22 protein-coding genes and 1 pseudogene are annotated in these 22,516 nt (G+C 65.3%); 18 read left to right on the top strand and 5 right to left on the bottom strand.

Features of this window, described 5'->3' with window-relative positions:
- Positions 1–13 precede the first annotated feature (13 nt).
- The gene (locus tag BLQ58_RS23570) at positions 14–820 is read left to right on the top strand and encodes a phosphodiesterase (RefSeq protein ID WP_029050877.1); all 807 of its coding nucleotides are present in this window, start codon (positions 14–16) and stop codon (positions 818–820) included.
- 231 nt (positions 821–1,051) lie between these two features.
- Here BLQ58_RS23570 and BLQ58_RS23565 read toward each other — a convergent pair whose 3' ends face one another.
- Positions 1,052–1,990, bottom strand: a complete 939-nt coding sequence (locus BLQ58_RS23565; protein ID WP_029050878.1) for a LysR family transcriptional regulator — start codon at positions 1,988–1,990, stop codon at positions 1,052–1,054.
- A 102-nt stretch (positions 1,991–2,092) separates the two neighbouring features.
- Here BLQ58_RS23565 and pcp point away from each other — a divergent pair, with 102 nt between their 5' ends.
- Both pcp and BLQ58_RS23555 read left to right on the top strand, forming a co-directional pair.
- Positions 2,093–2,740 (top strand): pyroglutamyl-peptidase I, encoded by a 648-nt coding sequence (gene pcp / locus BLQ58_RS23560; RefSeq protein WP_029050879.1) that lies wholly within the window; start codon positions 2,093–2,095, stop codon positions 2,738–2,740.
- Positions 2,741–2,836: 96 nt separating this feature from the next.
- A complete protein-coding gene (locus tag BLQ58_RS23555) occupies positions 2,837–4,093 on the top strand; it encodes an acyl-CoA dehydrogenase family protein (RefSeq protein ID WP_092602438.1) in 1,257 nt (418 codons plus the stop codon).
- 39 nt (positions 4,094–4,132) lie between these two features.
- Here BLQ58_RS23555 and BLQ58_RS23550 read toward each other — a convergent pair whose 3' ends face one another.
- From BLQ58_RS23550 to BLQ58_RS23535, 4 genes and pseudogenes are all read right to left on the bottom strand, one after another.
- Entirely contained in the window at positions 4,133–4,789 is a 657-nt protein-coding gene (locus tag BLQ58_RS23550) for a methionine ABC transporter permease (RefSeq protein WP_029050881.1), read from the bottom strand.
- A gap of 16 nt (positions 4,790–4,805) precedes the next feature.
- Positions 4,806–5,594 (bottom strand): annotated as a pseudogene (locus BLQ58_RS23545) (methionine ABC transporter ATP-binding protein); the annotation flags it as partial.
- Positions 5,595–5,619: 25 nt separating this feature from the next.
- Positions 5,620–6,444, bottom strand: a complete 825-nt coding sequence (locus BLQ58_RS23540) for a MetQ/NlpA family ABC transporter substrate-binding protein (protein WP_029050883.1) — start codon at positions 6,442–6,444, stop codon at positions 5,620–5,622.
- Positions 6,445–6,531: 87 nt separating this feature from the next.
- Positions 6,532–7,872 (bottom strand): LLM class flavin-dependent oxidoreductase, encoded by a 1,341-nt coding sequence (locus BLQ58_RS23535; RefSeq protein WP_029050884.1) that lies wholly within the window; start codon positions 7,870–7,872, stop codon positions 6,532–6,534.
- 213 nt (positions 7,873–8,085) lie between these two features.
- Here BLQ58_RS23535 and tauA point away from each other — a divergent pair, with 213 nt between their 5' ends.
- The 15 genes from tauA to BLQ58_RS23460 all read left to right on the top strand — a co-directional run bounded on the left by tauA (position 8,086) and on the right by BLQ58_RS23460 (position 22,449).
- The gene (tauA, locus tag BLQ58_RS23530) at positions 8,086–9,081 is read left to right on the top strand and encodes a taurine ABC transporter substrate-binding protein (protein ID WP_029050885.1); all 996 of its coding nucleotides are present in this window, start codon (positions 8,086–8,088) and stop codon (positions 9,079–9,081) included.
- Positions 9,057–9,884, top strand: coding sequence for a taurine ABC transporter ATP-binding protein (locus BLQ58_RS23525; protein ID WP_049815823.1), 828 nt, complete (start codon positions 9,057–9,059; stop codon positions 9,882–9,884). Before tauA ends, BLQ58_RS23525 begins: the two co-directional genes overlap by 25 nt.
- Entirely contained in the window at positions 9,881–10,768 is an 888-nt protein-coding gene (locus BLQ58_RS23520; RefSeq protein ID WP_029050887.1) for an ABC transporter permease subunit, read from the top strand. Before BLQ58_RS23525 ends, BLQ58_RS23520 begins: the two co-directional genes overlap by 4 nt.
- 100 nt (positions 10,769–10,868) lie before the next feature.
- Positions 10,869–11,702, top strand: coding sequence for a class II aldolase/adducin family protein (locus tag BLQ58_RS23515; RefSeq protein ID WP_029050888.1), 834 nt, complete (start codon positions 10,869–10,871; stop codon positions 11,700–11,702).
- Positions 11,703–12,021: 319 nt separating this feature from the next.
- A complete protein-coding gene (locus tag BLQ58_RS23510; protein ID WP_049815824.1) occupies positions 12,022–12,747 on the top strand; it encodes a GntR family transcriptional regulator in 726 nt (241 codons plus the stop codon).
- On the top strand, positions 12,744–13,484 hold the full coding sequence (locus BLQ58_RS23505; RefSeq protein WP_049815825.1) for an ABC transporter ATP-binding protein: 741 nt from the start codon (positions 12,744–12,746) through the stop codon (positions 13,482–13,484). The genes BLQ58_RS23510 and BLQ58_RS23505 overlap by 4 nt, the downstream gene beginning before the upstream one ends.
- Positions 13,485–13,501: 17 nt before the next feature.
- On the top strand, positions 13,502–14,305 hold the full coding sequence (locus BLQ58_RS23500; RefSeq protein ID WP_029050890.1) for an ABC transporter permease: 804 nt from the start codon (positions 13,502–13,504) through the stop codon (positions 14,303–14,305).
- 10 nt (positions 14,306–14,315) lie between these two features.
- Positions 14,316–15,341 (top strand): ABC transporter substrate-binding protein, encoded by a 1,026-nt coding sequence (locus tag BLQ58_RS23495; protein ID WP_092602434.1) that lies wholly within the window; start codon positions 14,316–14,318, stop codon positions 15,339–15,341.
- Between the two features lie 74 nt (positions 15,342–15,415).
- A complete protein-coding gene (locus BLQ58_RS23490; RefSeq protein WP_175459987.1) occupies positions 15,416–16,423 on the top strand; it encodes a zinc-binding dehydrogenase in 1,008 nt (335 codons plus the stop codon).
- Positions 16,424–16,481: 58 nt separating this feature from the next.
- On the top strand, positions 16,482–16,904 hold the full coding sequence (locus BLQ58_RS23485) for a PaaI family thioesterase (RefSeq protein WP_029050893.1): 423 nt from the start codon (positions 16,482–16,484) through the stop codon (positions 16,902–16,904).
- A gap of 6 nt (positions 16,905–16,910) precedes the next feature.
- Positions 16,911–18,446 carry a class I adenylate-forming enzyme family protein gene (locus tag BLQ58_RS23480; RefSeq protein WP_049815826.1) on the top strand — a complete coding sequence of 512 codons (1,536 nt, stop codon included), beginning with the start codon at positions 16,911–16,913 and terminating at the stop codon, positions 18,444–18,446.
- 44 nt (positions 18,447–18,490) lie between these two features.
- Positions 18,491–19,579 carry an ABC transporter substrate-binding protein gene (locus BLQ58_RS23475; RefSeq protein WP_029050895.1) on the top strand — a complete coding sequence of 363 codons (1,089 nt, stop codon included), beginning with the start codon at positions 18,491–18,493 and terminating at the stop codon, positions 19,577–19,579.
- Positions 19,576–20,919 carry an acyl-CoA thioesterase/bile acid-CoA:amino acid N-acyltransferase family protein gene (locus tag BLQ58_RS23470; protein ID WP_049815827.1) on the top strand — a complete coding sequence of 448 codons (1,344 nt, stop codon included), beginning with the start codon at positions 19,576–19,578 and terminating at the stop codon, positions 20,917–20,919. The genes BLQ58_RS23475 and BLQ58_RS23470 overlap by 4 nt, the downstream gene beginning before the upstream one ends.
- Positions 20,916–21,674 (top strand): ABC transporter ATP-binding protein, encoded by a 759-nt coding sequence (locus tag BLQ58_RS23465; protein WP_029050897.1) that lies wholly within the window; start codon positions 20,916–20,918, stop codon positions 21,672–21,674. Before BLQ58_RS23470 ends, BLQ58_RS23465 begins: the two co-directional genes overlap by 4 nt.
- Positions 21,664–22,449 carry an ABC transporter permease gene (locus BLQ58_RS23460; RefSeq protein WP_092602432.1) on the top strand — a complete coding sequence of 262 codons (786 nt, stop codon included), beginning with the start codon at positions 21,664–21,666 and terminating at the stop codon, positions 22,447–22,449. The genes BLQ58_RS23465 and BLQ58_RS23460 overlap by 11 nt, the downstream gene beginning before the upstream one ends.
- Positions 22,450–22,516 lie beyond the last annotated feature (67 nt).

The raw sequence follows: 22,516 nt of genomic DNA, 5'->3' as shown, positions 1-22,516 counted from the left end.
AAAGGGAAATCTCATGACCGTCGTTGCGCAACTCTCGGATGTGCATGTCCGGCCCAGAGGTATGCTGTATCAGAACCTCGTCGATTCCAATGCAATGCTTGTGTCGGCCGTAGAAGCCATCAATCGGCTGCGGCCGGCCCCTGACGCCGTCCTGATTACCGGCGACCTGACCGACGACGGCTCGCCTGAGGCCTATGCCATGCTGAAGGAAATTCTTGGCATGTTGGAATGCCGGTACTTGCTGATGCCAGGCAACCACGACGAACGACGAAATTTGCGAGAGGCATTTCACGAGCAGCCCTGGCCATCGCAATCAGGAGAAGGCCCTCTCAACTTCGCCTTCGACATCGGCGCCGTTCGCTTCCTTGCCGTCGACACCACCGTTCCGGGACTCCACCATGGTGAGCTGGATCGTTCGACGCTGGCGTGGCTTGGTCACGAGCTTGGTTCGAACAGGGGCAGACGGTGTGTCGTTGCCATGCATCATCCGCCGTTCAGCACCGGCATCCCCTATCTCGACAAGTACGGATTGCGCGATCTGGATCCCTTCCGCGATCTGGTCGCTCGGCACGACAATATCGACCGAATTATCGCGGGACATGTTCACCGTACGATGCAGACGATCATCGGCACAGTACCGGTGTCAACGTGTCCGAGCACCACAACCCAGATTGCATTGCGTGTGCACGAGGACGCCCGGCCAGCCTCATATCTGGAACCCGCCGCATTCCTGCTGCACCGTTGGGCGGCGGATACGGGCGAGGGCGTCACTCACCTCTGCTACGTGGACAAGTTCGAAGGGCCCCTCCCCTTTGCTTGAGCGATCTGGCGGGCGCGACGCGCCCATGGAGCTTGCGGCTGCTTGTGGCGCTGGTGCGCTCGCCCTCGCTCAGCGGCGCGGCGCTCACGTCCCTGCTTGCCGGGGACGACGCCTGACAACTCCAGAGTCATGCGGAGCCAGTCCACATTGACGTCGGAAGCCTTGCACTTCCTTTTTTCGACGTGACGCACGGCCCCTTGGGACATCCTGTCCCCTTGCTGCGCCCGCGTCTCAAACCATCTCGCTGACCGCCAATCGGATCTCCTGCCTGAGCCACACTGCAGCGGCATCGGCCTGCGTGCGCCGGCTGTGGATCAGCTCGATATCGAAGCCTGTATCGGCAAGTTCTTCCGGGACTTCGAGGATCTGCACATCGGGGGAGGCCAACCGACTCGCCACTCGTCTGGCAATGGTCGCGACCAGATCGCTGTGCGCCACCGCCAACGGCAACGCGACGATGTGCGAGAAGGTTGCCGCCACACGCCGTTGCCGACCGAGCTTGTCCAGCCTGCCGTCAACGACGCCGCGTCGGGATCCGCTGTTGCCGGGGGCGAATAGTGCGTGGGGCAACTGCAAATAGGTCGACAGGTCAACATGCTGTCGCCGCCGGCCGCCGGCGCGGAGCGACGGATGCGAACGGCTGACGATGCAGACAAAGTCCTCCTCGTACAGCTTCGATTGCACCATGCGCTTCGGCGCGGCCAGGTGCCCGCCAATCGCAACGTCGACAACGCCCTGATCGAGCTGCTCGAAGACCGCCGCCCGGTCTAGCGTCATGATCCGCAGATCGACGTCCGGCGCCTGCCGTCTAAGCCGGCCGATGACGTACGGCAGAAGAACAATGTCGGCGTAGTCCGTGGCCGCGATGGTAAAGCTGCGCCCGGCCGGTGCGGCCGGGTCGAAGGCAACCGACTGCCCCACCGCACGGCGGACATGATCCAGCGCGGACGAAATCCCGGGCATCAGCGCGTGCGCCAGCTGCGTCGGCTCCATCCCCGCAGGGCTACGCAAAAACAACTCATCGCCAAACAGCGCCCGGAGCCGGCTCAGTGCGTTGCTCACCGACGGCTGGGCGCGGTTCAGCCGCTTGCCGGCAAGCGTGACGCTGCGCGTCTGATACAGCGCCTCGAATGCCACCAGAAGATTCAGGTCGATGCGGGATAGATTCATTCCATGAATTTAACGGATATTGAATATCCATTTCAAGAATCTCGATGGTGTCGGTACGATTTGCTTCCTCCTCCCCATCGTCCGCCCGCGGACAGCGCCCAAATGCAGACCGTACTTGTCACCGGCATCGACCCATTCGATGGCGAAACCCTGAATCCGTCCTGGGAAGCGGCCCGAGCCGTGGATGAACGCGTGATCGGCGGTGCACGCGTCGTGGCCCGTCGACTCCCCTGCGTGATTGCCGAGGTCAGGCAGGCGCTGTTGCACGCCATCGCAGAGGTCGATCCCGTTGTCGTCTTCTGCCTGGGACAAGCCGGCGGACGCAGTGACGTATCGATCGAACGGGTCGCGATAAACGTCGTCGATGCGCGCATTCCCGACAACGCTGGGCGGCAGCCCGTCGACGAACCTGTGATCGACGGCGGTCCCGCCGCCTACTTCTCCGCGCTGCCGATCAAGGCGCTGGTCAGCCGTCTGCGCGCGTCGGGCATCCCCGCGTCGGTCTCGCAGTCCGCCGGCACCTACAACTGCAATGCCATCTTCTACTCGCTGCTGCATTGCATCGCGACTGAGCGGCCGGCCCTGCGCGGGGGCTTCATTCACGTGCCCTACCTGCCGCAGATGGCCGCCGCGCATCCGGGTGCGCCAAGCATGGATGTTCGCGTTCTGATCGAGGCCATCGAGATAATGGTGGCTACGGCGCTGGAAGTCTCCATCGATGTCAAGGAAATCGGAGGTGCCACGCACTAGCCGCATAAGGGCATGCGGAATCGGTCGTTACGCGTCGCGAGAATTGCTGCACGATGTCTTTCGTGCTCATTCGACGAGAACCCGAAGGACTACCGCATGCCATTTCAGGAATCCCTTGCCCGCGCAATCGCTATCGACACGGCTACCGCCTCGCCGACAGCGGCGCCACAACCGCTGCCTCCGGCCGCCGATGTGGCATTGCTTCGCCAACGCGCCCAGGCCCTGCTGCCCGACATCGCGCGGGAGGCCGCGCAACGCGAAAGCCGTCGCGAACTGCCCTTTGATTTTGCGCGCCAGGTGGCCAATGCCGGCCTGCTGACGTTCCGCATCCCGAAGGCGTATGGCGGCCCCGGCGGAAGCGTGCGCGACGCCATCCGCTTCGTTCAGGAGCTGGCCGCCGTCGATGCCAACCTCGCCCAGGCATTGCGACCCAACTTCGGACTCATCGAAGGCCTGCTCGCGGGCCAAGACAATGAAGCCGATCGCCGGCGCTGGTTCGACCGGCTGCTGGGTGGCCAGATCGTCGGCAATGGCGGCGTGGAGCGCGGCGGCAAGCATGGCGCCATCCAGGCGACCATCGTCCGCGAAGATGATCACTACATTGTCAACGGCACCAAGTACTACAGCACCGGCGCGCTCTACGCCGACTGGATCAGCTCCATCGCCGTGGACGAAGCCGGCAAGGAAACGCACTTCACGGTGCCACGCGATCGAGCCGGCATGACGCTGGTCGACGATTTCGACACCATCGGCCAGCGGCTGACTGCCAGCGGCACCACGCAATTCACGAACATGCGCGTCGAGCCGGATGAACTGCGTGCGAGCTACCTGCCACGCGACCGCCGCAATCCGGTATCGCCGGTGTTCCAGCTCTTTCTGGCGGCGACGGAAGCCGGCATCGCCCGCAACGCGCTGGAAGATGCGGTCTGGTTTGCGCGCAACAAGGCCCGCCCCATCAAGCACAGCTCGGCCGAGCGATCGGTGGATGATCCCTATGTGCAGGAAACGATTGGCCAGATTGCCGCGCAGGTATTTGCGGCCGAAGCCGCCACGCTGCGCGCCGCTGACGCCATTGACGCCGCATGGGCGGACAACCTCAGCAATGCGTCACTGACACAGGCGTCGATCGACGTCGCCCAGGCGCAGTACTTCGCCGTGGCGGCCGCGCTGAAGAGTGCGGAGCTGGCGTTCGATGTCGGCGGGGCATCCACCTGCGACCGCCAGTACAACCTGGATCGCCACTGGCGCAATGCGCGCACCGTGGCCAATCACAATCCACGCCAGTGGAAAGCAGCCGCCGTGGGCGCATGGCTGCTGAAGGACGAACCGCCTCCGACGACCGGCCTGTTCTGACAAGATGCCGCCACTCCCCGAAAGGAGACGGCGGCGTTGCTATCGCCGGTGATCGAAGCGGCGAGCCAGCCGCTCGCCTGTGAATTGCACCACCGTTACCAGAACCACCAGGATAGCGATCACATTGAACATTACGGCCGTCTCATAGCGTTCGTAGCCATAGCGGATCGCCAGGTCGCCGAGGCCACCCGCCCCCACGGCACCTGCCATCGCCGACGACCCGATCATCGCAATCACGGTCACCGTCGCGCCACCGATCAGCGCCGGCAGCGCCTCCGGCAACAACACATGCCGCACGATATGCCAGCGTCGGCAACCCATGGCCCGCGCCGCCTCGATCAGCCCCGCATCGGTTTCATTGAGCGCCACCTGCGACACCCGCGCAAAGAACGGGATCAGATGCGCGCTCAGCGGCACCACGGCCGCCCATGTGCCCATCGTCGTGCCGACGATCAGCCGTGTAACCGGCAGCATGGCCACCAGCAGGATGATGAATGGGATGGAACGAAACATGTTGACCAGCACCGACAGCACGCGGTTCGTTCGCGGCCTCGGGGCCAGCCCGCCAGGCGCGGTAACGGTCAGCACGATGGCCAGTGCCATGCCGACGGCAAACACCACGAGGCAGGCGCTGCCGGTCATCAGCAGCGTTTCGCCGAACGCCTTCAGGTACTTCTCAGCCATTGGCAACACGATGGGATACCTCCGCAGGTTGTACATTCACAGGCAGTCGCTTGCGCAGCGGGCGCAGCAGCGACAGCGTGGCTTCGGCCTGCGGATCGGCGAATATGCGCCATACTGGCCCCTGCTCCTGCACCTGGCCCTGATCCAGCACCAGCACCCGGTCGCAAGCCTCCTCGATCACGGCCATGTCGTGCGTGATCAGCACCACGGTCAGGCCGAGCTGCTTGTTGATATCCCGCAGCAAGTCCAGGATCTGCTCCGTCGTTTCAGGATCGAGCGCCGAAGTTGCTTCGTCGCACAACAGGATTTCCGGGCGGTGTACCAGCGCACGGGCAATACCCACGCGCTGCTTCTGTCCGCCGGACAGCATCGCCGGGTAAGCCTTGGCCTTGTCCGCGAGTCCCACCGTCGCAAGCACGTCATTGACCCGGGATTCGATCTCGACGCGCCGCACGCCCGCAACACGCAGTGGCAGCGCCACGTTGTCGAAGACGGTCTTCGCCGACATCAGATTGAAGTGCTGGAAGATCATGCCGATGCGCCTGCGCAGACCCACCAGGGCATCCTCGTCCAGCTTGCCGATATCCGAACCGTCGATCCACACATGGCCACGGTCAGGCCGCTCCAGCATGTTGATGCTCCGCAGCAGCGTCGACTTACCCGCGCCGCTTCGGCCGATGATGCCGAATACCTCGCCGCGTTCGATCGTGAACGAGACGTCCGCCAGCGCAGGCGCGGCGGCGCCCGCATAGGTCTTGCCAACCTGCTCGAACACGATGTGCGGGTCGCGCGTCGGCAATTGCGAAAGCGTGCGCATGCGATAGTCCCTTTTCGTCAGCGCCTCAGAACGCCGGAATGACCGACCCCTGATACTTGGTCAGGATGAACTTGCGCACCGCCTCTGACTGGTAGGACTTGACCAGTTGCTGCACCCACGGTGCGGCCCGGTCCTTCTCACGCACGGCAATCACGTTGACGTAGGGATTGTTCTCTCGCTTTTCCACGGCGATGCCATCGCGCGTGGCGATCAGGCCGGCCTGGTAGGCGAACGTGTTCACGATGGCGGCGGCGTCCACGTCGGGCAGCGCCCGCGGCAGCACTACCGACGCGCTTTCGATGAATTCGAGCTTGCGCGGATTGGCCGTGATATCGGCCAGCGAGACGGTACCCGTGTACGGATCGAAGCCGTCCTTCAGCTTGATCAGGCCGTGGTCACGCAGAATGACCAACGCACGGGTCTGGTTGCTGGGATCATTCGGGATACCAATGCTGGCGCCGTTCGGCAGCGCCTCCAGCGACTTCACCTTGCGCGAATAAAACGCGATCGGCGAGATCAGCGTGTCGCCCACGTTGGTGATCTTGTAGCCGCGCTGCTTGATCTGGTCACGCAGAAATGGAATGTGCTGGAACGAATTGGCGTCGAGGTCACCGTTGTTCAGCGCCTCGTTCGGGCTCGCGGTGCCGGTGATGATCACCGTCTCGACCTTCAGGCCATTCCTGGCCGCCTCGCGGGTGACGACTTCCCAGATCTCCTCGTCCACACCGCCGCGCACGCCAACCTTCAGCGGCTTGCCGCCCGATGACTGGGCGTAGGCCGATGCAATCGGCAAGGCTGCCAGCACCAGAACCAGCGTAGCGATGACACCAAGGGCGGAGCGTCGTTTCATGATGAGAGGTGCGAGAGTTTGGGAAGCACCAGTCTATGAAACCCTCCTGCCCTGGTCCACGAAGTAATCCGATATAGCAAATGCGGACTACGCCGCCGCCCGCGAGGCCGTCCTGCCTGCGGGGCGGGCCACCCCCATGTGCTCGCGCAAGGTGCTGCCCTCGTAGTCCTGGCGGAAAAGGCCTCGGCGCTGCAGGATCGGCACGATCCCGTCCACAAAGTCCTGCACGCCATCGGGCAATACATCGGGCATCAGGTTGAACCCGTCTGCCGCGCCGCTACGGAACCAGTGCTCGATGTCGTCCGCGATCTGTTCGGGCGTGCCGACGATGACGCGATGCCCGCCTCCACCCGCAAGCTCACGGATCAGCGCACGTACCGTCAGGTTATGGCGCTGCGCCATCGCGATCGTCGCGCGAAAGAAGGTGTGGTTGCCATTGGCCGGCAGCGCGAGGCCTTCGGGCAACGGCGCATCAAGCGACAGCCGGTCGGCGGTAATGCCAAGCGTGCCGGCCAGCCGGTTCAGGCTGTAGTCCCACGGAATCAGGTCGACCAGCGCATCGCGTCTTTGGCGTGCCTGAGCCTCGGTTGCCCCGAGTATCGTCGTCAGCCCCGGCAGGACCTTGATCGCGCCGGACCCGCGACCCAGGGCTTCGGCACGCTGATTCAGTGCCAGGCGGTATTCGCGCGACTCCTCCAGCGATTGCGAGGCCGAGAACACGGCTTCCGCATGACGGGCCGCCAGTTCGCGGCCATCGTTCGACCCGCCGGCCTGGAACAGCACCGGATGTCCTTGTGGCGGCCGTGGCAGGTTCAGTGGCCCTTGCACATCAAAGAACGGGCCATGATGAGCAATGGGCTGCAGGCGGGCCGTGTCCACGAAGCTGCCCGACTGACGGTCACCCACGAACGCGGTGTCTTCCCAGCTATCCCATAGCGCCTTGACGACGGTCGTGAACTCGTCGGCGCGCGCGTAGCGTTGTGCATGATCCGGCGGCGCCGCGCGACCGAAGTTGCGCGCGGACCCTGCATCGGCCGTCGTCACGACGTTCCAGCCCGCGCGCCCGCCACTGACGTGATCCAGCGTCGCAAAGCGCCGCGCGATGTTGTACGGCTCGTTGTAGCTGGTCGAGGCGGTTGCGACCAGTCCGATATGGCGCGTGGCCACTGCCACGCAGGCAAGCAGCACGGTGGGTTCCAGCGCGGTAATGGGCCGAAAGTTGATCTGATCGGCGATGGACGCGTTGTCGGCCAGGAAGATGGCATCGAACTTTCCCGCTTCGGCGATCTGCGCCAGCCGGACGTAGTGCTGCACGTCGACAAAGGCACGCGGGTCGCTGTCGGGCAGGCGCCACGCCGACGGCACGAAGCCAGAATGCAGCGCGTTGAGATTCAGGTGAAGCTGGGGTGGAGGCGAGGCAGCGGGCATGGTGGCGAGGAACGGGCGGGCGTTTGCAACGGTGTCTGGCAGACGAGCTTAAGGAAGCCCTGCGCGGACGGGAACGAACGAAAGCCGATATCGATATGCCGTGCGTCGTCGGTGGGCATCGCAGAAACCAGATAAGCATTGGCCGAAAACTTCGTTCTCGCCTCGGGGGCCGATTCCTATACTGGCCTTCTTTCCTGCCATGACCCAACGCCCATGAAAAGCTTGCTGAAGTCGATGATGGCCTGCGCCGCGCTGCTGATTGCCGGCAGCGCCATCGCGCAATCGAAGGAAGTCGTGATCGCGTACCAGGACATGGTGGTGCCATGGCGCTATGCGCAGGATGCCCAGACCATCGAGAAGCAAACCGGCTACAAGGTCACGTTCCGCAAGCTGGCCAGCGGCGCGGATGTCATTCGCGCGCTGGCGTCCGGTTCGGTGCAGATTGGCGAAGCGGGCTCCGCGCCGATTGCCGCGGGCCTGTCGCAGGGCCTGGGTATCGAGCTGTTCTGGATTCTCGACAATATCAACGACGCGGAAGCGCTGGTCACGCGCAACGGCAGCGATGTGAAGTCGCTGGCCGATCTCAAGGGCAAGCGGCTGGCGGTGCCGTTTGTATCCACATCGCGTTTCCACACGTTGCTGGCCCTGGAGACAGCAAAAGTCGATCCGCGCAGCGTGAGGATCGTCAACATGCGCCCGCCCGAGATCGCAGCCGCGTGGGAACGGGGCGACATCGACGCGACGTTCATCTGGGACCCCGTGCTGGCAAAGGCCAAGAAGAACGGCCATGTCCTTACCACGTCGGGCAGGATCGCTCAGGAAACCGGCAAGGCGACTTTCGACGGTATCGTCGTCAACAAGGCGTTCGCCCGGGACAATGATGCGTTCCTGACGTCTTTCGTCAGTATTCTGGCCGATACCGATGCGGCCTACCGCGCCAACAAGGCGGCGTGGACGCCGGAATCGCCGCAGGTCAAGGCGGTAGCGAAGTGGTCGGGCGCAGAGGCCGCCGACGTACCGGCCAGCCTGGCCCTGTACGACTTCCCGACGCCGCAGCAGCAAGCCTCGGCGGCCTGGCTTGGGGGTGGCGCGGCGAAGTCGCTGGCGGCCACCGCGGCATTCCTGAAGAGCCAGGGCACCATCCAGACTGTATTGCCCGACTACGCCACCGGCGTCAACGCGACATGGGTACGCAAGCTCGCGCAATGACGGACGAGGCCAGCCCCGGGACGGGCGGCCGCATCGAAGCGCACCGCGTGGCAGTGCGCTTTGCTTCGTCTGGCGACCATGCCTCGCTGGCGCTTTCCGGCATTGACCTGACCATCGCGCCGGGCGAGTTCGTGGTGGCGCTCGGGCCCTCCGGTTGTGGCAAGACCACGCTGCTGAACTGTCTGGCCGGATTCGTCCGACCGTCCGCAGGGCGCATCCTGCTCGACGGCGAACCTGTCACTGGGCCCGGTCCCGGACTGGGCGTCGTGTTCCAGAAGCATGCGCTGATGCCATGGCTCAACGTGCAGGACAATGTCGCGCTCGGACTAAGGTTCCGTGGTGTTCCCCGTGCCGAACGCATTGCGCTCGCCCAGCATCGGCTCCGTCTGGTGGGCCTTGAGCGCCACGGCACTGCGCCTGTTTACCAATTGTCTGGCGGAATGCAGCAGCGCGTCGGTATTGCACGCGCGCTGGCCAACGACCCCCGCGTGCTGTTGATGGACGAACCGATGGGTGCGCTGGATGCGTTATCACGCGAATCGGTCCAGGAGGTGCTGGCGAAGGTCTGGGCGGCCACCGGAAAGACTGTGTTCTTCATCACCCACAGCGTGGAAGAAGCCCTGTTTCTGGGCACCAGGGTCATTGTGATGTCTGCCGGCCCAGGCCGCATCGCGCACGAATTCCCGCTGCCATTCGTTCAACGCTATATCGAGTCCGGCGATGCCCGGGCTGTAAAAGCGTCGCCCGAATTCATTGCCTGGCGCGAGCGCCTTCTCCACCTGATACACGGGCAACCCGCATGAGTCACGCTGACGAGACCGTCGCCACCATGCCGCTGCAGCAGGGCGCCAACGTCGGTTCGACCGACGACACCGCCGAAGCCATCATCCCCGTGGCCCAGGTGCTCCCTCGCCTGGGCAGCGGCCGGACCGGCACCATCACGGCCGCCACCATCCTCGCGTTGCTTGGCCTCTGGCTGGCAATCACCAGTGCGGGCTGGATTCCACCATTGTTCCTGCCGCCGCCTTCGGCCGTCTGGCATGCCGCCGTTCAAGCCTGGGACGGCAACGTCCAAGGGGGCCTGCTGTTGTGGCAGCACGTGGCGTGGAGCCTGGCCCGTGTGTTCGGCGCTTTCCTGTTCGCCGCCACCACGGCGGTGCCAGTGGGGTTGTTGATGGGAACGAGCCGGGTGGCGCGGGGCATCGCCGACCCCATGCTCGAGTTCTACCGGCCGCTGCCGCCGCTGGCGTATCTGCCCCTGATCGTGATCTGGTTTGGTATCGACGAGACGGCCAAGCTGCTGCTTATCTACCTGGCGTGCTTTGCGCCAATCGCGCTCGCCACGCGCGCAGGGGTGGCTGGCGTGCAGACCGAGCAGTTGCACGCCGCCCAATCGATGGGCGCCACGCGATGGCAGCTGGTCCGCCACGTGGTCCTGCCAGCGGCCTTGCCGGAGATCCTCACCGGTCTGCGCATTGCCATCGGCTTCGGCTGGACAACACTGGTGGCCGCCGAGATGGTGGCTGCCACCGCCGGCCTGGGTCAGCTTGTGCTCAATGCATCGAACTTCCTGCGGACCGATGTGGTTGTGATGGGAATCGTGCTGATCGGCGCCATTGCGTGGCTGTTCGACCTGGCCATGCGCCGCCTTGCGCAATGGCTGGTGCCCTGGCACACGCATCGTTAGCCGCGCGGCATTCGTGTCATATTCTCGTGCCGAATGCTTCGTTCCATTTCGCGGCAGGCCGGCGTAGGTTCATGCGGTGTTCCCTACCGAAAGGCCCGACATGAGCAGCGTATTGCCAATCGAACGCCGTGGTGCGTTCGTTCCCAACCCCGAACCACGGCAGAAGTTCTGGTTCGATCCGGTCCCTCCACGGCCAACGATCGAGGCGGAGCGACGCCATCGGCAGGAGCGGCTGGCCGGCGCGTTCCGAATCTTTGCGCGCCAAGGATTCGCACTGGGGCTGGCCGGCCACATCACCGCGCGTGATCCCGAGTTTCCGGACCACTTCTGGGTCAACCCGCTGGGGGTCCATTTCTCGCGCATCCGTGTTTCCGACCTGCTGCTTGTCAATGCGCACGGCGAGACGGTGGTCGGTGACCGGCCGCTGAACAAGGCGGCGTTCGCGATCCACGCGGCGATTCACGAAGCACATCCCCATATCGTCGCGGCGGCGCACACCCATTCCACTTACGGCAAGGCGTGGTCCACGCTCGGACGCCAGCTCGATCCGCTGACGCAGGACGCTTGCTCGTTCTTCGAAGATCATGTGCTGTTTGACGACTTCACGGGGATGGTGGTCGACACCTCCGAGGGCGAGCGGATTGCCCGGGCGCTGGACAAGGGCAATGGCCAGACGCACAAGGCAGCGATCCTGAAGAACCACGGGATCCTCACCGCCGGCCCGACCGTCGAAGCAACCGCCTGGTGGTATATCGCACTTGAAAACGCCGCCCATACTCAATTACTGGCCGAGGCTGCCGGCAAGCCACAGCCCATCGACGAAGCGACGGCCCGGCATACGCATGGACAGGTCGGTGGCGACGAAGGATCGTTGCATGCATTCGAGAGCCTCTACGCCGGACTGGTGAAAGCCGAGCCCGACCTGCTGGACTGACCGCGCCGCTCCCCTCTCTCTCGCCCCCGGCCGAACCCGGCACGGGGGCGCAGTCTCCCCCCTTCCGTTTCACCGATCCCTGAGCACTGCCCGCATTGGCGTGTATCGACGCCCTCTTTTGGCGTGGTCCTGTTCGTGCCGCGGCGCCCACGGAATTCCTGTGAGCTGCTCACCGGGCTGGGCTGCCCAGTCACAGCAGCGTCTTCATATGCTTCCGTAAAACGCTTCGTTTGCTTCCCAACGACGCGGCCGTAAGCTGCGTCCATGTATTGCAAGGCGGACATGAAGGCCGCCCGACGACCGCGAAGGAGCAGGGAAGATGATCGTGCAGGCCGGCATTGCAGAGGACGCCCAGGACACCAGCCTGGGCCTGGCGGCCTACGCGGCGCTGCGCCGCGACATCCTGTCCTGCAAGCTGGTGCCCGGCGCGCTGGTCACCGAAGGCGAGCTGATGACCACCTACGGCTTCGGCAAGAACAGCTGCCGCATCGCGCTCACGCGATTGGCGCACGATCGACTGATCTTCGCCCGGCCTCGCCGTGGCTATCAGGTGGCGCCGATCACGCTCAAGGACGTCGAGGAGGTGTTCGCCCTGCGCGTGCAGCTCGAACCGATGGCAGCAAGGCTGGCCATCGGCCGGGTCGACACGGCGCTACTCCACGGGCTGGAGGCGGCGTGCCGTGATGAGTATGCGATTCCGGCGCCCCGCCGCATCGACAAGTTCATGGATGCGAACAAGCAGTTCCACCTGGCCATCGTCCACGCCACCGGCAACGAGCGGCTGACGCGCACGCTTTCGTCGCTGATGGATGAGATGTCGCGGCTCGTCGCGCTCGGGTTCAATGTCCAGCGCGTGCGTCCCGAGATCCGCCATGACCACAACTCGCTGATCAAGGCGTTCGAGGATCACGACGAGAAGGCCGCCGAAACAATAGCGCGCCGCCATATCGAGGCATTTCGCACGCAAACCATGGAAAAGGTCTATGCCAGCCTGTCGCAGGCCGGTACCTACCTGCCGATGCGCGTGGCCGGGGGTACCGCATGAGTCCGCCCGTTCTGTCTGCGCAGGGCATCGTCAAGCGATTTGGTGCCACCACGATCCTCGCCGGGATCGACGTCAGCGTGCGCCGTGGCGAGGTACTGGCGCTGGTCGGTCCGTCCGGGTGCGGCAAGAGCACCTTGCTGAACATCCTCTCCGGTCTTGTGCCTCCCGACGCCGGCGAGCTTGCGGTGGACGGCGTGCCCGCAACCCAGGTGTCCGACTGGCGCCGTATCGCCTACATGTTCCAGGAAGACCGGCTGCTGCCGTGGCGTTCCGTGCGCGATAACGTCGCGTTCGGCCTCGAAGCCAGCAACCTGTCACGCGCCGATCGTCGCCGCCGCGCCGACGACATGCTGGCACTCGTCGGCCTGCGCGCGCGCGGCGATGCATGGCCGCACGAGTTGTCGGGCGGCATGCGCAGCCGCGTGGCGCTGGCCCGCAGTCTCGCCGTACAACCCGAAGTCCTGCTGATGGATGAGCCGTTCTCGAAGCTCGATCCCCAGACGCGCAGCCAGATGCACGAAGAACTGTTGCGCATCCAGGCAGGCAATGGCATGACCGTCGTGTTCGTGACCCACGACATGGAAGAAGCCGTGGTGCTGGCCGACCGCGTGGTCCGGCTTGCAGCCCGGCCCGGCCGTGTCGCCGACGTGGTCAACCTGGCAGGACTGGTCCGGCCCCGCGTGCCCACCGCGCCCGTCGTGGCAGAACAGGTGCGCGTACTGCGCGCCGCGGCATGAGGAGCGCCACTGTGACCATGACCACAGCCCGTCATTTCGCCACGCTGGTGCTGCAACGCCTGCTGCTGGTTGCCCTGTTGCTCGGGCTCTGGTGGTGGGGCGCCACCCGCGTGCCATCGTTCGTACTGCCCAACCCTGAGAAGGTCGGCCTGGCCCTGCTCTCCCTGTGGCACAGCGACACCTTCGGCGCCGACGTGGCCGCAACCTGCCGACGCGTGCTGTCGGGTTTCGTGCTGGCCACCATCGTGGGCAGCGGCGTGGGATTGACGCTGGGCGCAAGCCGCGTCCTGGCCCGGTTCTTCGAGCCGGTCCTGACGGTCTTCAACACCGTGTCGTCGGCCATCTGGGCGATCTTCGCAATCATCTGGTTTGGCATTTCCGATGCCACGACGGTCTTTGTCGTGTTCATGACGGCCATGCCGCTGATCCTTACCAATGTCTGGGAAGGCACCAAGACCGTCGATCCGCACTATGTCGACCTGGCACGCAGCTTCCGCATGTCTCGCATGCAGGTGCTGCGCAAGATCTACGTGCCGACGATCCTTCCGCATTTCTTTGCCGGTGCACGACTGGCGTTCGGCTTCGGCTGGCGGGTCTCGCTGGTGGCCGAAACCATTGGATCGTCCAGCGGTATCGGCTATCGGCTGCGCCAGGCCGCCGACCTCGTCCAGACCGACCAGGTCTTCGCATGGACCGTCCTGCTGGTCGGCCTGATGCTGCTGCTCGAAGGCGGCCTGCTCAAGCCCGCCGAGCGCCGGCTGTTCCGCTGGAAAGCGGCCTCGCGACAACCGTCCAACCCGTCCATTTCCTTCCAAGCCTGAGGATTTCATCGTGCGCAAGCTACTGTCAGCGGCCGCCGCCGCGTTTTCCGCCTATTCCACGTTTATCGCGCTGTCCTACGCTGCGATCACCCCCGCCACGGCCACCGCCGCCGAGCCGGCTCCCATTGTCAAGATCGGCTACTGGACCAGCGGCGTGAGCCTTGGCTATGGCTCGGTCCTGGAAACCAGGGATTTCCTGGCCAAGCGTGGCGTCCGCGCCGAGTTCGTTCACTTTCCCGACGTCAATGCGCCGCTGCGGGCGCTGGCTTCCGGCTCGATCGACCTCGCGTTCGGCGCTCCCGTAGCCGGTGTGTTCGGTACTGCGGCGTCGGGCGTGCCCATCCGCATCTTTGCCGCGACGCAACCCGCCGATGTGCAGTTCGTCGTCCCGAAGGATTCACCGATCCAGTCGATCCGTGACCTCAAGGGCAAGAAGGTGGGCATGTCCCCGGCCGGCTCGTCGGTCGCGGTCATTGCGGGCGCCGTGCTGGCCGGCAACTATCAGATCAAGAGCGGCGACTTCGCGCTGGTTGGCGGCAACGAATCGCGCCTGGCGCAGTTCCTGGTGCAGAAGCAGGTGGATGCGGCGGCGCTGCGCTCAGTCACCGTGGAGCAGCTTGGCGACGAACTGCCCGTGCGCAAGCTGGGCACGTTTGCCACCGAGTGGAAGACGCTGACCCAGTCCGACGCCGTGCCCTACATTGGCGTCGGGGCAGCGCGTTCGGAGCTGATCGACAACCATCCCGAGGTTGTGGCCCGCGTGATTGCCGCATTGCGCGACACCCTGGCCTGGGGCAACGCCAATCGCGACGAAGTCGTCCAGATTCTGCAGAAGAAAGCCAACCTTCCGGCCGACGATGCCAAAGTCTATGTCAGCCACTGGAACGACATGAACCGCGTGGCCTTCGAGCCCGCGGATATCGCCACGCTGCGACGCCAGCATGCGGTGTTCGTCGAATCCGGGCTGGTCAAGGGCGAACTCAAGGACGACCTGTTTGCGCGCAAACCCTATGAGCAGGCCAAGACGCTCAAGTAAGCCCCGCTCGCCTTGTTTCCAGCTTTTCCGCTTCCGTTTTTCCCTCCCCCAAGGAACCCATCGTGACTCAATCCATGCAAGCGCTGGTGCTCGACGCACACGGCACCCTCGAAGAACAGCTGCGCGTCGTTGCTGACAAACCCGTACCGAAGGCCGACGAAGGCCACGTCGTGATCCGGGTGGGTGCATCGTCCTTCAACTATCACGACGTCTTCACCGTACACGGCATGCCGGGCATCAAGGTGCCGTTTCCGGTCGTGATCGGCCTGGACCTGGCCGGTACCGTCACTGAACTCGGTGCCGGCGTGACTGGATGGAAGGTCGGCGACCGCGTGCTGGTGAACCCGCTCAAGCCCGGTGTGGGCCTGATGGGCGAAATGACCGATGGCGGCATGGCCGAATTCGCGCGGGTGGATGCGCGCCAGCTGATTGCCCTCCCCGACAACGTCTCGTTCGCGCAGGCGGCCGCACTGCCTGTGGCCTATGGCACGGCACATCGGATGCTGATCACCCACAAGACCGTCAAGGCCGGTGACAAGGTGCTTGTGCTTGGCGCCAGCGGCGGCGTGGGAACCGCTACGGTACTGCTGGCGAAGATGCTGGGCGCCGAAGTCATTGCCGCGGCGGGCTCCGACGAGAAGGGTGAACGCCTCAAGGCAATCGGCGCTGACCACGTCATCAACTATCGCGAAGTGGACTTCGGCAAGTGGGTCATCGAGCGTTACGGAAAGCCGCAGCGCCGCACGTATGACGGCGGCGTGGATGTCATCGTCAATTTTACCGGCGGCGATACGTGGCTGCCCTCCATCAAGAGTCTGAAGCGCGGCGGCACGCTGCTCGTGTGTGGTGCCACGGCCGGTCATGATCCCAAGGAAGACCTGCGCTACGTCTGGAGCTTCGAGCTGAACATCAAGGGTTCGAACAGCTTCTACGACGACAACCTCAAGGCCCTGCTGGCCCTGGTTGCCGAGGGCAATCTCGATCCGGTGATCGACAACGTGTTGCCGCTCGACCAGGCCGCCAAAGGCCTGGCGCTGATCCGGGATCGCGCCGTGCTGGGCAAGGTTGTGGTGACGCCGTAAGCCATCACCCCTTTGCCACACCCCGCACATCGTTCCATACCGACACCGAAAACCGGACATGACCCAGACCACGACTCTTCCTTCCGCCGCCGACGTACAGGCACGACTGCTGCGCGGCCCCTATCACCAATGGCTCGGCCTGCAGGTCGTATCCGTCGCAGAAGGCGAGATCACGCTGACGGCAAAGTTTCGCGACGAATGGATCGTCAACCCTGACGGCGGCTACATCCATGGCGGCATCCTGGCCGCATTGGTCGACCTTGGCGCCGACTGGGCGCTGGTATCGCACACCGGCAAGGGCGTGCCGACCGTGGACCTGCGCGTGGACTACCATCGCCCGGCGCGCGGCGACCTGAAGGTTGTGGGCACTGTCATCAAGACGGGCCGGCTGGTAAGCGTGGCCCAGGCCAACGTCTACGACGCCGAAGACCGTCTGGTCGCCAGCGGCCGGGGCGTCTACGCCACGCCTGCGCAGAGCTGACGCATCATGGCAGCTGAAGCACACGCAGCACCTGCCCGCAATCCGGGCCGCAACCTCGGTAGCGTCATTGCGCGCGACGCCGATCCCTCCGCTCTGGCCATCGTGGGCATCGCCAACGGCGATGAGTCCCGGCGTACGTTTGGCGACATCGACGCCGCCGCCGACGCTATTGCACGCGGGCTGCTCCGGGATGGCCTGGCGCAGGGCGACCGCATCGCCCTGCTTGGCGTGAATTCCGTCGACTACGTGGTGTCGCTGCTCGGCATCATGCGCGCCGGGCTGATCGCGGTGCCGGTGAACTTCAAGCTGCCACAGCCGCTGGTCGACTACATCGTCGCCGATAGCGGCGCACGCCTGGTGCTGTGCGATGAGGCCCACCGGGCGCAGGTCCCGGCGGGCACGCCGGCCATCGTGTTCGGGTCGCCCGAACATGCGGCCCTGAGTGCGCCGGACGGCGATACCGCCTCCTTCACGCCCTACGCACCCGATGACGACGACGTGGCGCTGCTGCTTTACACCTCCGGCTCCACGGGGCGGCCCAAGGGTGTGCGCCTGAGCCACGCCAGCCATCTCTGGGTGGTGCAGGCTCGCCAGGCCAGCACGCCGCTGGCCGGCGAGCGCGTGCTGATTGCCGCGCCGCTGTACCACATGAACGCGTTGGCGCTGATTTTGCTGGCGCTGGCCTGCCATGCGCCATCGGTACTGCTGCCCCAGTTCCAGGCCACCGCCTATATCGATGCCATCGGACGTTACCAGTGCACGTGGCTGACCGCCGTGCCGCCGATGATTGCCATGATGCTGCGCGAGCGCGAATTGCTGGATCGCACCGACCTGGGCAGCGTCCGGGCGGTGCGCATGGGGTCCGCTCCGGTCAGCCCCGCGCTGAAGGCCCACATCCATCAGCTATTGCCCAATGCGCGCGTCATCAACGCCTATGGCACCACCGAAGGCGGCCCCGTCGTGTTTGGCCCGCATCCGGACGGACTGCCCACGCCAGCGCAATCGGTCGGCTATCCGCACCCCGCCGTGGCGGTGCGGCTGATCGACGCGCAAGGCAAGGCATCCGATGAAGGCGTGCTGGAACTGCGCAGCCCCGGCCTGATGCTTGGCTACCACGGCCGCCCTGAACTGCAGCCATTCACCGATGACGGTTACTACATCACCGGCGACGTGTTCCGGCGCGATGCGGACGGCTTCTACACCTTCGTGGGCCGGCGCGACGACATGTTCGTCAGCGGCGGCGAGAACCTCTACCCCGGCGAGATCGAAAAGGCGCTGGAGCGGCACGAAGCCGTGCAGCAGGCTTGCGTCGTACCGGTGCCCGACGAGATCAAGGGCACCAAGCCAGTGGCCTTCGTGGTGCTGCGGCCGGGTATCGCACCCCCCACCGAACACGCGTTGCGCGATTGGTCGCTGACGCAGCTGGCCGCCTACCAGCATCCGCGTCGCATCTGGTACGTCGATGCGCTGCCACTGGCCGCCACGCAGAAAATCGATCGCCGCGCGCTGGCCGAGCAAGCCGTGCGCCTGCTGGTGCCGTGATGACCCACCCAGACCTCTCCGTCCGAAATCCGCAGGAGTCAATGATGAAGTTCCGCAAACCGGCGCGCGCCGGCGCCACCCTTGCCGCGCTCGGCGCCGCCGCGCTGTTCGCCACCTCGGCCCATGCGCTCGATGAAGTCACGGTCGCCTTGGCCATTCCTCCCGCCGTCCACGACGGGGCGCCTTACGCGGCGGCCGAGGCGCTGGGCCTGTTCAAGGAAGCCAACCTCAGCGTCAAGACCATCGTCTTCCAGGGCGCCGGCGCTCTGCTGCCGCAGGTGGCGGGCAAGCGCGTGACGTTCGGCTATCCCACGTCGGAACCAGTCATTGCGAGCTACTTCTCGGGCAAGGATCCGCTGCCACTGCGCTATTTCTACAACGGCGTACCGGGCAACACGATGGAATTCGCGGTACTGGCGGACTCGCCGATCCGCACCCTCGCCGATCTCAAGGGCAAGCAGATTGGCGTGGGCGCGCTCACTTGGGGCACGATTCCGGGCGGGCGCGCGGCGTTGCGCATTGCAGGCCTGGAGCCGGGCAAGAACGTCGAGTACGTAGCCGTCGGGGCGCTTGGGGCGGGGTTCCAGGCGCTGCGTACCCACCGCGTGGACGCGCTGAACTTCAACAGCAGCTGGGACGACCAGCTTGAATTCTCCGGCACCCGGATCCGGCGCATTGCCTATCCGGCCGTGTTCCAGGAGACCGCGGGCAACGGCTTTATCGCCCACGTCGACACCTTGCGCGACCAGCCCGACCTGGTGCGCCGCTTTGGCCGCGCCTACACCCAGGCCCAGATCGTTTGCGAGGCGAATCCCGCATTCTGCGTCAAGGCGTTCTGGCGGCAGCATCCGGAGGCCAAGCCTGCCGGCGACGAAGCCAAAGCGCTAGCCGAGGCAGCCGAACTGGTGACGCGCCGGCTCAAGCGCGTGCTGTACACGCCGTCGGGCGCCCCGCGCGTGCCGGGACAGTACGATCTGCCCGCCATCCAGCGCGGCATTGAAGCCATGGCCCAGGCCGGGGAGTATCCGAGCGCAGATGTGCCGCTGCAAAAGATCTTTTCGAATGAGTTCGTCCCGGCGTTCGGGGACTTTGATCGCGCCGCGCTGGTACGTCGCGCAAAGGCAGCCCAATGACCCGCCTCCAGCACGCACAAATCGACGTCGAGCCGGCTGACGCGCTGGTCGATGTGCCGCGCGAGATCACGCTGCGCGGATTCAACAGCGGCGAACGGGTGACCCTGACCGCCACGTTGCATCATCCGGACGGCAGCCAGTGGGAAAGCCACGCAGTGCTCGAAGCGGATGCTGACGGCACGGTTCCGGTAGGGACCACCGCTCCCGCCAGCGGCGGTTGGATCGTTGCCGACGCCACGGCACCGGTCTGGGCCATGTGGCGGCTGCGCGCCCCAACCCGCCCGGCATTGAGCGAAGGCATTGCGCCGCTAGATGTCGCCCTCACAGCCACGGGCCAATATGGCGCACAGGCGCGGGCTCAGTACACATTGCGATTCCTGGCGCCGGGCGTCACGCATCGCCCGATACGCGAGGCCGGCCTCAGCGGCACGCTCTACACGCCGGCGGGTCCCCGCCCCCACCCGGCGGTGCTGGTGCTGGCGGGTTCCGGCGGCGGCACGCACGATCAACGTGCCGCCCTGTACGCCGCGCACGGCTACTCGGCACTGGCCCTGGGCTATTTCAAGACGTCGGGCCGGCCCGAGTATATCGACGACACACCGCTCGAATACTTCGAAAGCGCACTACGCTGGATGCACGAACGACTGGCACCCCAGCACGGATTCGTTGCGGTATCGGGCGTGTCGCGCGGCGGCGAACTGGTGCTGTTGCTAGGCTCCCGCTTTCCCGCCCTTGTATCGGCCATCGTGGCATACGTGCCCAGCGCCGTGGTGCATGGCACGCTGCGCGCAGGCCATCCGGACAAGCCGCGCGATGCCACCGCCTGGACATGGCGGGGCGAGCCCCTGCCCAATGTCTGGCAAGGCAATCCCGACGCCGACTGGCATGCATTTGATCATCCGCCCGCTGCCGGGCAGCCGGTACGTCAGGCCGCCGCGTTCCATACGCCGCTGCGCAATCCCGACGCCGTGGCACGCGCCCGCATACCGGTAGAAAACATCGAGGGCCCGGTGCTGCTGATCTCGGGCACCGATGACGGCTTCTGGCCGTCCACGCTCTACAGCGACCAGGTGGCCGACGTGCTGCGCCAGCGGCAAAACGGGGCGCCCGTCGAGCACTTCCGCGGCGAAGGCGCCGGACACGCAATCGGCCTGCCGCAGTTGCCAGCCACCCTGATCGCCAAGCCACACCCGGTGGCCGGTCTGCTACTCGATGGCGGCGGCACCGCGCAGGCCAACGCCACGGCCAGCGCCGCGTCGTGGGCCCGGGTGGTCGATTTCCTGGCCGATGCCGTGCAGCGGTCGGCAAGCCGCCATGACGAGGGGATGAGCGAGTCATGAGCGTCGCACTGTCGATACACCGCGTCGGCCTGACCTATCCGACGCGTTCCGGCCAGACCGAGGCTTTGGCCGACGTCGATGTGGAGATCGGCGATGGTGAGTTCGTCGCCCTGCTGGGCCCTTCCGGCTGCGGAAAGTCCACGCTGCTGCGCGTGGCCGCCGGCCTGCTCGCGCCGACGCGCGGAGACATCGCCCTGAACGGCAGTCCGATCCACGGGCCGAGCTGCAGCACCGGCGTGGTGTTTCAAAAACCGAGCCTGCTGCCCTGGAAGACCGTCCGCGAAAACGTACTGCTGCCGGCGCGCACGCAGGGCCTGGACCTTGCCAGCGCAAAGGCACGGGCGGACCAGTTGCTGGAACTGGTCGGACTGACCGCGTTCGCTGGAAACTATCCGTTCGAACTGTCGGGCGGCATGCAACAGCGCGTCGGCATTGCGCGCATGCTGCTGCCGGACCCCGCCCTGCTGCTGATGGACGAACCCTTTGCGGCGCTGGATGCGTTGTCGCGGGAGACGCTCACCTTTGCCTTGCAGGACATCTGGAGCGTGCAGCGAAAATCGGTGTTGTTCATCACGCACAGCATTCCCGAGGCCGTGTTCCTGGCTGACCGGATCCTGGTCATGTCGCTGCGCCCCGGCCGCATTGTGGAGTCGCTGCCAAACCCGCTCGCCCGCCCGCGCAGCGTCGACACGTTCGACCATCCCGAATTCACCGCGTTGACCCAGCACTTGCGGAGACACTTCAATGCCCACTGACACCGTGGCCCGGCGCCTGCCGGCGCCGCTCTATCCGGCCATCAGCATCGGCCTGCTGCTGCTTGCCTGGGATCAGGCCGTACGATGGCTGCAGATTCCCGACTACCTCCTGCCGCCGCCTGAAGCGGTGTTCCGATCGCTCACCGATGGCTTTCTAACGGGCACGCTGTGGCCGCATATCGGCGCGACGCTGCTCAACACGGTAGCCGGCTTTGCGGTGGGCAGCGTGCTGGCCGTGGCGCTTGGCGCCCTGCTGGCGGAATCCGAGACCTTCGAACGCTTTGTCTATCCGCTACTGGTGGGTCTCCAGGCAACGCCAAAGGTAGCACTGGGCCCCATTCTGCTGGTCTGGTTCGGCTTTGGCGCGGCGTCGAAGATCGTGCTTGTGGCCCTGGTCTGCTTCTTTCCGCTGTTCGTCAACACGATCAACGGCATCCGGCGGACGGATCCGGAACTGCTCGAGGCGTGCCGTGCCTTCAGCGCGTCGCGTGGCTTCCTGCTGTGGCACGTAAAGCTGCCGGCGGCGCTGGGGGATATCTTCTCGGGCTTGCAGATCGGCGTATCGCTGGCGCTGATCGGCGCCGTGGTGGGGGAATTTCTGTCGGCCCAACGGGGGCTGGGTTTCCTGATCGCTTCGTCGTCAGTCAGCATGAGTCTTGCCACGATGTTCGCCGGCGTGCTGCTGCTGGCGGTGACCGGCCTGATCGGCGTAGAAGCGGTGCGTGGCATCCATCGACGTGTCGTCTTCTGGCACCCTACGACGCGCGGCCGGTAGGCTTCCGGCGGGTTCCCTCAGACCGCAGGCTGCTGCCCTGTCCGAGCCTTCTGCATCATCGGTACCG

Origin of the sequence: Ralstonia sp. 25mfcol4.1 (assembly GCF_900104095.1) — a bacterium.
Classification (GTDB): domain Bacteria; phylum Pseudomonadota; class Gammaproteobacteria; order Burkholderiales; family Burkholderiaceae; genus Cupriavidus.
This window is presented reverse-complemented; position numbering and strand designations above follow the sequence as displayed.

Excerpts from the sequence above, each read along its gene's own strand:
- BLQ58_RS23570 (WP_029050877.1), top strand. The coding sequence starts at position 14 with ATGACCGTCGTTGCGCAACTCTCGGATGTGCATGTCCGGCCCAGAGGT.
- BLQ58_RS23565 (WP_029050878.1), bottom strand. The coding sequence starts at position 1,990 with ATGAATCTATCCCGCATCGACCTGAATCTTCTGGTGGCATTCGAGGCG.
- pcp (WP_029050879.1), top strand. The coding sequence starts at position 2,093 with ATGCAGACCGTACTTGTCACCGGCATCGACCCATTCGATGGCGAAACC.
- BLQ58_RS23555 (WP_092602438.1), top strand. The coding sequence starts at position 2,837 with ATGCCATTTCAGGAATCCCTTGCCCGCGCAATCGCTATCGACACGGCT.
- BLQ58_RS23540 (WP_029050883.1), bottom strand. The coding sequence starts at position 6,444 with ATGAAACGACGCTCCGCCCTTGGTGTCATCGCTACGCTGGTTCTGGTG.
- BLQ58_RS23535 (WP_029050884.1), bottom strand. The coding sequence starts at position 7,872 with ATGCCCGCTGCCTCGCCTCCACCCCAGCTTCACCTGAATCTCAACGCG.
- tauA (WP_029050885.1), top strand. The coding sequence starts at position 8,086 with ATGAAAAGCTTGCTGAAGTCGATGATGGCCTGCGCCGCGCTGCTGATT.
- BLQ58_RS23525 (WP_049815823.1), top strand. The coding sequence starts at position 9,057 with ATGGGTACGCAAGCTCGCGCAATGACGGACGAGGCCAGCCCCGGGACG.
- BLQ58_RS23520 (WP_029050887.1), top strand. The coding sequence starts at position 9,881 with ATGAGTCACGCTGACGAGACCGTCGCCACCATGCCGCTGCAGCAGGGC.
- BLQ58_RS23515 (WP_029050888.1), top strand. The coding sequence starts at position 10,869 with ATGAGCAGCGTATTGCCAATCGAACGCCGTGGTGCGTTCGTTCCCAAC.
- BLQ58_RS23510 (WP_049815824.1), top strand. The coding sequence starts at position 12,022 with ATGATCGTGCAGGCCGGCATTGCAGAGGACGCCCAGGACACCAGCCTG.
- BLQ58_RS23505 (WP_049815825.1), top strand. The coding sequence starts at position 12,744 with ATGAGTCCGCCCGTTCTGTCTGCGCAGGGCATCGTCAAGCGATTTGGT.
- BLQ58_RS23500 (WP_029050890.1), top strand. The coding sequence starts at position 13,502 with ATGACCACAGCCCGTCATTTCGCCACGCTGGTGCTGCAACGCCTGCTG.
- BLQ58_RS23490 (WP_175459987.1), top strand. The coding sequence starts at position 15,416 with ATGCAAGCGCTGGTGCTCGACGCACACGGCACCCTCGAAGAACAGCTG.
- BLQ58_RS23485 (WP_029050893.1), top strand. The coding sequence starts at position 16,482 with ATGACCCAGACCACGACTCTTCCTTCCGCCGCCGACGTACAGGCACGA.
- BLQ58_RS23480 (WP_049815826.1), top strand. The coding sequence starts at position 16,911 with ATGGCAGCTGAAGCACACGCAGCACCTGCCCGCAATCCGGGCCGCAAC.
- BLQ58_RS23475 (WP_029050895.1), top strand. The coding sequence starts at position 18,491 with ATGAAGTTCCGCAAACCGGCGCGCGCCGGCGCCACCCTTGCCGCGCTC.
- BLQ58_RS23470 (WP_049815827.1), top strand. The coding sequence starts at position 19,576 with ATGACCCGCCTCCAGCACGCACAAATCGACGTCGAGCCGGCTGACGCG.
- BLQ58_RS23465 (WP_029050897.1), top strand. The coding sequence starts at position 20,916 with ATGAGCGTCGCACTGTCGATACACCGCGTCGGCCTGACCTATCCGACG.
- BLQ58_RS23460 (WP_092602432.1), top strand. The coding sequence starts at position 21,664 with ATGCCCACTGACACCGTGGCCCGGCGCCTGCCGGCGCCGCTCTATCCG.